This window comes from Pseudorhodoplanes sp. (assembly GCF_035565855.1).
GTDB lineage: Bacteria > Pseudomonadota > Alphaproteobacteria > Rhizobiales > Xanthobacteraceae > Pseudorhodoplanes.
On sequence record NZ_DATMRX010000183.1, the window covers coordinates 1 to 6,534 of the forward strand.

Sequence of the window (6,534 nt, forward strand, 5' to 3'; positions counted from 1 at the left end):
CGCACGCCCGGCACATCGAGCTTGCGATAGGGCGTCGTGTCCTTGCCGAGCGGGAACAGCGGGGTGTGCTTGTAGGCGGGGACAGGCGGGGTGACGGGTGCGTTCATGCGCGGTCTCGATACGGATTCTCGTGAATTTTCAGTGCGGCCGGACTCCCCGGCCGGTTCGGAACGGTTCTAGAGAATTTCCGCTGGCAGGGGAAGAAAGCCGGCCGCGGGCCCGGCCCGCGCCGCGCAGGCTGTACCACCGCCTTTCCGCGATCAGGTACAGCGTTCCTTAAACCTGCTCTCAGCCGGCACGAGAATTCGGCGCGGCAACGTGATCAGATGATGGCGCTCGATTCGCTCAGCATGCCGGCTGCACGTCGGCGGCGCTTGAAGGCGGTCGGAGCAAATGCGGATGGCAATCCGCACCGGAAAGGCGACTGCAGCAAAGGGAATGATCCCGTGCGAATGGTTGCTGGGTGTCTTGTCGCGATTGTGCTCGTTGCGGCCTTTGATGACATCGTCCATGGCGGGCGCTATCGCGCCGCTGCCGGCAAGATGGTCGGGCACATGATGCACGTGAGTTGGAAGCATTAGGCGCGGCAAGCACAAGGCGGGTTGGCGGACGGTCTGCGGGAGGCGCGGCCCGATGACAGGCACGCGGCCTGTCCGCATGCGAAGATGCTGCTCTGAAGCCCATCGCGATCAATGACAAGGATCGCGATGGGCTCCGGTCAACGGGCCCCTCGGAAAGGCCTCAGCACCACAATCTCGGCCGTCCGCTCTCGCCTTCTTCAGCATGGCGGCCCCATGCTTTTACGAAAAGCGTCTTCCAGGTGATCACCTGAGGACACTTGTAGATCATCCGATACCTGACGTTGTTCCGCGCTCGGCTGATGAGGACCGTCTTCAGCGCTTCGTCGAACCAGAATGCCCGATGATGTCGGAGCTGAATGTATAGCGGGCCCTCGGCAGAGCAGCCCTCTCGCTTCGCACTTGCGATCACTTCGCGACTGCCGGAGCGCAGGATCAAAACCGGATTGAACGCGACAGCCTTGCAGGCCGCATGTGCAGACGACACGACGCCGGCGTCCAGACCGGCCAGAAACAATCCGCCGCAGACAATCGAAATTAATAAAAAGGCATTTCGCATTTTCCGCTCCCTGCGTTTGTCGGCAAGCGTTCAGTTGATACCAGCTTCGGACGCCGTTCTGTCCGTGCGGCCTTACCGCAGGAGAAAATGTCGAGCCCCTAAGGGCGCAAAACACATTCCTCTGCGAGACGTTTAATGCGGAGCGCCCCGGCGAAGGTGAGGCCCCATTTTTCAGAACGCGAGCCATGCGCTACTTTCTGCAAACTGACTCTCTCCGTCCCCGCCAATGAGGCCCGTCCCGTGCTGACCTGGCTCCTCCGGCTGATCCTCATTCCATCGGGCGTCGTCGCCGGCTGGTTCGTCGCAAAGGACGCGCCGAACTTCGGCATCGTGCAGGCGACGGTGGCGCTGTTTCTGATCGTGTTCGTGGTTGCGGTGATCGCGCTGACGAACGACCGTGAAGAAAAGCGCTAGGGCCACGGCCTCAAGCTTTCGCTTGAGACTCTCCAATGCAACAAAATGCAAGACGGGTTGATCGCGGCAAAGCCCGTCTAATCGGCCCGCCCCCGCTTCCCTGTAAAAAAGCAAGGAGCGCTGAGGCGCGCGCCTCAAGACTCGGCTAACATCGCCGCATTTCAAAGCCCCCGCCGCATGCATCCCATCCGCGTTAAATCCTCGTCCGGCCCAATCGGTGCGCCCTTTCTGCACGGCATCGGCGATTGGGCGCTTACAATCGCGCGCACTCTGGCCGCGCTGCTGTTCGCCGCTGCGGCTCCATGCGCGCAGGCGCAGAACGCGTCACTGCCGAAAGAAGTGCGGGCCGCGATCGACGACGCAAGGAAGGATTGCGGCGAGCGCGTGCGGCAAAAGCCGAAATTCGTTACCAGCAAGGACGTGAACGGCGACGGCAAGCCGGACTACATTCTCGACTATGACAAATTCCAGTGCGGCAGTGACGTCTCCTTTTTCTGCGGATCGGCCGGCTGCCTGATGCAGGTGTTCGCCTCGCTGCCGGACGGCGGCTACGTCATGGCCTGGGATGACAATGTGCGCGCGATGCGCTTTGCGCAGGTCAAGGGTCGGCCCGCCATGATCATCGATCTGCATGGCTCGGCCTGCAACAAGGCGGGCTACCTGCCCTGCCCGAAGACGCTGTTCTGGAACAGCAAGACCTTTTCTTCGCCCTTGTGAGGAGATATCGGAAGCGGATGTCGCGGCTACCAGTCCCTCTCGAAGCTTTTGATGTCCGGCTCGTTAGTTCGCCGGATGGAACTCTTCTCCGTTCCAGTAGAGCGTCAGCGTGCAGCGCTCGCCGCCATTTCGCCCGCATAACGTGCCATGAATGTCGATCCGCACCGCGGGACGCTTGTTGCCGGCGGATTTGGCGGAATGCGCGGCGGCGGATTTGCTATGCGCGGCGCCGGCCCGGCCTTTGGCGGATTCGCCGTCCGCAATCCCGGCGCCGGCCGCGTCGGGATGTTCAACGGTGGCGGCCGCGTAGCGATGTTCAACGGCGCCGGCCGCCGCTGGAACAACAACTGGCACAACGGGCACGGCAACAATTTCCGCCATCGGCGCGTTGCGTTCGTTGGAGTGCCGTTCGGGTTCGCGGCCGGCTATTGGCCCGACTATTACGGATACGGATACGACGATTGCTATCAGACCGTGCGGGTTGCCTCGGCTTATGGCCCGGTATGGCGCACGGTGAATGTCTGCGAATACTGACCGGCTAGACTGAGCGGGGCGGCTGAAGAGCCGCCCCTCACTTGGTGCGGTGCATGCCGCTCTGCTGGTGCACCATGGCGATCGCATCCGGCTTGATGCCATAGGTGCCCTTGAACGGAGCGTCGAGCACCGCGACCATGTAGATGACGAGCCCGATGAACAGCGACAGCGTGCCGCCGATGATGGCGTGCGTGAGCGGACGCAGATCGAACATCCAGATCACGATCACATTCATCACCGCACCGACCAGCACGACGAACCACATGATGCGGGGGATCGAACTGGTCCCGGCCGAAATCCGCAGCCGCCGCGCCTCGACGAAATCGTCCAGCACCCGAAGCGTCTCCGCATAGCGGACGCTGCGGGCCATGTCCTTCGGCTCGAACGCTCCTATGGCGCGATGCAGTTCGGTGAGCATCACGATCTCTTTCGGATTGGCCTTGCCCTCCGCCTGAATCTTCCAGCCCGGCCCGGTCACCTCGTCGACATACCGGTCCATGATGCCGATCAGATCGGGGCGCGAATCCGCAGGATAGCTGTTGATGTCGCGATACAGCTTGATGATGGCCGCCGCCTCGCGCACCACCGCGTCCTCGGCCTTGTTGTGGTTCTCGAACACAGCGATCGACAAAAGCGCCAGCAGCACCCCGAAATAGAGCGCGAAGGCGTTCAGCAGAAAACCGAGCACGGTGTTGGCGTCGCGTTCGCCGCGGAGCAGTTGCGCGACCTTCGGCTGCAGCAGATATGAGCCGACCAATGTCGGTACGACGAAGGCGGCGCAGACCACCCCGAGACCGAGGATAAACGGAAGGTCGTGCAGCCAGTCGAGGATCGGCATATGGCGCATGCGCGCAAGACCAGTTGGTTCCGGTTCGTTCTAAGGAAATTTGCGCGCGCGCGCAAAGGTCAAACCGCGCGGGGTCGGCCGGGCACGCCAAGGTCGCATTCCAGCGACGTGCGATCCCAATGCGCAAGATCGGCCGCGGCGGCATAGGTCGATTGCAGGAACTCCATCAGCATGGCGTCCGGGTATAGCGACGTCCGCACGGCCTCATAGGGCAGGATGAATTCACCGAGGGCCTGATGGAAATACGCCGCGGCGGGCCGCACCTTGGCCTCCGCGAAACCGGGCGGCGCCGGATAGGCATAGGAATAGAAGGCAGGCTCCTCGACGACACCGCCGCCTCCCGGTCAGAAGCCCGCGCTCGACACCTCGTGCGAATAGGCTTCCCGGGTCACGGGGTCCGGCAGGTTCGGGACCCCGCCGGGATGCAGAGGCGCCCGCCGGCCGGAAAACCGCGTCACCGCCAGATCGAAGCTGCCCCAGAAGAAATGCACCGGCGAGACCTTGCCGATGAAGGCGCTCCGAAAATGCGCCAGCACGAAATGGCTCGACAACAGGATGCGCCAGAATTTGTGCACGGCATCGCGGTCATAGACGCGATGAATCGTATCCTCTGTGAAAGGGGTCGCATCCGGAATTTCGTTCGGATTGGTGTTGATCCGGATGACGATGCCGAGATCATGCAGCTGCTCGAACAACGCGGCATGGAATTCGGCGACCGGCATGGACCGGAGCACGATCTGCCGCGCATGGCCGTCGCTCGTCCTGAGCCACAGCACGTGATCGACAAAGTCGAAGTCGATCTCGAACGCACGATCGCCGTAAGGAATGACCGAGGTGCCAAGTCCGGTCGCGGTCAGATAGAGCGGAACGTGCCAGGAATGGTTCACCCAGGGCGTCTGGGCCAGCCGGACCTTACCGACGATCTGCGTCCACAATTGGAGAGTGGCGCAACTCTCCTTCCAGTCCGCATAGGGTAAGGCCGGCCAGGCCGACATCTGCGCTCACTCCGCTGCGTGTGCCGATACCTCGTCCATCTTGCGCACCGGATTGACGAGCGTTCCGAGCCCGGAGATCGTCACGCTGACCGGGCCGCCATAGGCCGTGATGTTCGCGGTGTGCAGGCTGCGCTTCGCCACACCGGGTCGGAAGGCCGTCCCCATCGAGATCACGTCTCCCGGCCACAGCGAATGATACCGGGTGATGTAGGCGATCACATCCGGCACCGAGTAGGTGTAGTAGGCGGTGGAGTCCTCGGCGATCAGTTCGTCCTTGTGCCAGGCGAGCACGTCGAGCTTGTGCGGGTCCGGCACTTCGTCCTTGGTGACGAGATAGGGGCCGAACGGGCCGAACGTATCCGAGCCCTTGTAGCGCGCGGTGTAGGACAGGTGCTGCTCGCGCCGCTCGACCTTGGTCGGGTCCTCCTTCGATGGATACAGCGCGTAATAATGCACCATGTCCTGCGAGCGCATGAAGTTGCCGGTCATGTCATTCAGGATCGAATAGCCGTAGACGACATCGAGCGCGTTCTTCGCGTCGACATGCCGGCAGGTCTGACCGATGATGACCGCCAGCTCCGGCTCGGGGTGCACCGACCCGTAATAGTCGTAGACCTCGATCGGCTGCTTGTGTCCGACCAGCGACGACGCAGGCTTCAGAAAGAACAGCGGATGATCCGGCGCCGAAATCTTGCGATCGTTGCTGGCCGAATTGTTCAGCGCGACGCCGCAGATCTTGGAGGGCCGGCGCACGGGCGGATGATAGACGATCTCGCTCTCAGGGATCATCGTCAGCTTGCCGGGCTGGTCTTTCGCGAAAGCCTGCGCATCGCGCAGAAAGCGCGTGCCCGCGTCGCCCGCCTCGATCAGGGCCAGCATGTCCGGATAGGAAGCGCGGCCGAGCGCCCTGGCGATATCGGCAAGATCGACCACGCGATCGTCGCCGAGCGCAAATCCGATGCGGTCGCTGTCCTTCCAGCGGAAGCTGAGGAGTTTCAAGGGCGTCGTCCCTGTGTTTGTTATGGATTGCCGCAGACAATGTTGGAGCGGCCGGAGCGAGTCAAGAATCCGCCTGCCCACCCTCGCCCATCGCCGAAAATGCCGGTACGGCGATGTGTTAACCCGTCAGCTGTCGAGTTCTTCGTATGCGCGGAATATCCCCATCGTGTTGAACGGAATCCGCCGTTCGCTTTTCAGGTACGCAGCGACGCGCGGACGGGCGGCGACCCGCTGATGCAATTCGACTACGCGCGGATGTTTCTTCGCGAGCGCCTTGCTGAGACGCGGGAAAGCATAGTGCATGCCCTCGACGACCTGGAACAGCGACAGGTCCGCATAGGTCGCGCGGCGCCCGGTGAAATAAGGACCACCCGACACCCCGAGCACCCGCTCGAAATACCCGAAGAATTTCGGCGCACGATGCGCACGGAAATCGTCGGCGCGGCGCGCAGCCTCGCGCTTCTGGTCTTCGTAGTAAAGGCCGGCCCCGATCGGATGATGGGTGTCGTGCACCTCGACCACGAGATCAGCGATCGTGAGTTGCAGTTGATGGACCCAGAGCCGACCAGCCTGCGATTTCGGCGCAAGAGCATGGCGCTCGCCGAGATAGAGCAGGATATTGGCGGTCTGCGCGATCAGCAGCTTGCCGGCTTTCAGAAATGGCGGTGCGAACGGAGGTGTTTCCGACCGCGGCGCCGCCATCAGCGCCATCATCTTGCCTTCGCCGCCCGGTTTCCTGGCCACGTCGACATAGTCGGCTTCCGCCTCTTCCAGCGCGAGCCTCACGAACTCGCCGCGTCCCTGGATTTGCGGCCAGTAATACAATTCGTAGCGCATGGTATCCGCCTCCAGAGGCCGCGAGATTGCGGCACTACCACAATTTCAAGGCGT

The 6,534-nt window shown here is 62.4% G+C and carries 8 protein-coding genes and 1 pseudogene; 3 read left to right on the forward strand and 6 right to left on the reverse strand.

What is annotated here, in order from left to right; genetic code table 11:
• Positions 1–260 precede the first annotated feature (260 nt).
• Together VN004_RS10065 and VN004_RS10070 are read right to left on the reverse strand one after the other, a co-directional pair.
• The gene (locus VN004_RS10065; RefSeq protein WP_325609520.1) at positions 261–512 is read right to left on the reverse strand and encodes a hypothetical protein; all 252 of its coding nucleotides are present in this window, start codon (positions 510–512) and stop codon (positions 261–263) included.
• 229 nt (positions 513–741) lie between these two features.
• On the reverse strand, positions 742–1,137 hold the full coding sequence (locus tag VN004_RS10070) for a hypothetical protein (protein ID WP_325609522.1): 396 nt from the start codon (positions 1,135–1,137) through the stop codon (positions 742–744).
• A 240-nt stretch (positions 1,138–1,377) separates the two neighbouring features.
• Between VN004_RS10070 and VN004_RS10075 the strand changes: the two genes are divergently transcribed.
• The 3 genes from VN004_RS10075 (at position 1,378) to VN004_RS10085 (ending at position 2,802) form a co-directional block, all read left to right on the forward strand.
• The gene (locus tag VN004_RS10075; protein WP_325609524.1) at positions 1,378–1,551 is read left to right on the forward strand and encodes a hypothetical protein; all 174 of its coding nucleotides are present in this window, start codon (positions 1,378–1,380) and stop codon (positions 1,549–1,551) included.
• Positions 1,552–1,728: 177 nt separating this feature from the next.
• Entirely contained in the window at positions 1,729–2,268 is a 540-nt protein-coding gene (locus VN004_RS10080; RefSeq protein ID WP_325609526.1) for a hypothetical protein, read from the forward strand.
• A gap of 147 nt (positions 2,269–2,415) precedes the next feature.
• Positions 2,416–2,802: a hypothetical protein gene (locus VN004_RS10085; RefSeq protein WP_325609528.1), complete on the forward strand. Its 387-nt coding sequence runs from the start codon at positions 2,416–2,418 to the stop codon at positions 2,800–2,802.
• A gap of 37 nt (positions 2,803–2,839) precedes the next feature.
• Here the strand turns inward: VN004_RS10085 and VN004_RS10090 are convergent, their stop codons facing one another.
• The 4 genes and pseudogenes from VN004_RS10090 to VN004_RS10105 form a co-directional block, all read right to left on the reverse strand.
• Positions 2,840–3,649, reverse strand: a complete 810-nt coding sequence (locus VN004_RS10090) for a DUF4239 domain-containing protein (RefSeq protein WP_325609530.1) — start codon at positions 3,647–3,649, stop codon at positions 2,840–2,842.
• Positions 3,650–3,708: 59 nt separating this feature from the next.
• Positions 3,709–4,644: pseudogene (locus VN004_RS10095) on the reverse strand (DUF5996 family protein).
• Between the two features lie 6 nt (positions 4,645–4,650).
• The gene (locus tag VN004_RS10100; protein ID WP_325609532.1) at positions 4,651–5,643 is read right to left on the reverse strand and encodes a fumarylacetoacetate hydrolase family protein; all 993 of its coding nucleotides are present in this window, start codon (positions 5,641–5,643) and stop codon (positions 4,651–4,653) included.
• Positions 5,644–5,769: 126 nt separating this feature from the next.
• On the reverse strand, positions 5,770–6,480 hold the full coding sequence (locus tag VN004_RS10105) for a glutathione S-transferase (protein WP_325609533.1): 711 nt from the start codon (positions 6,478–6,480) through the stop codon (positions 5,770–5,772).
• Positions 6,481–6,534 lie beyond the last annotated feature (54 nt).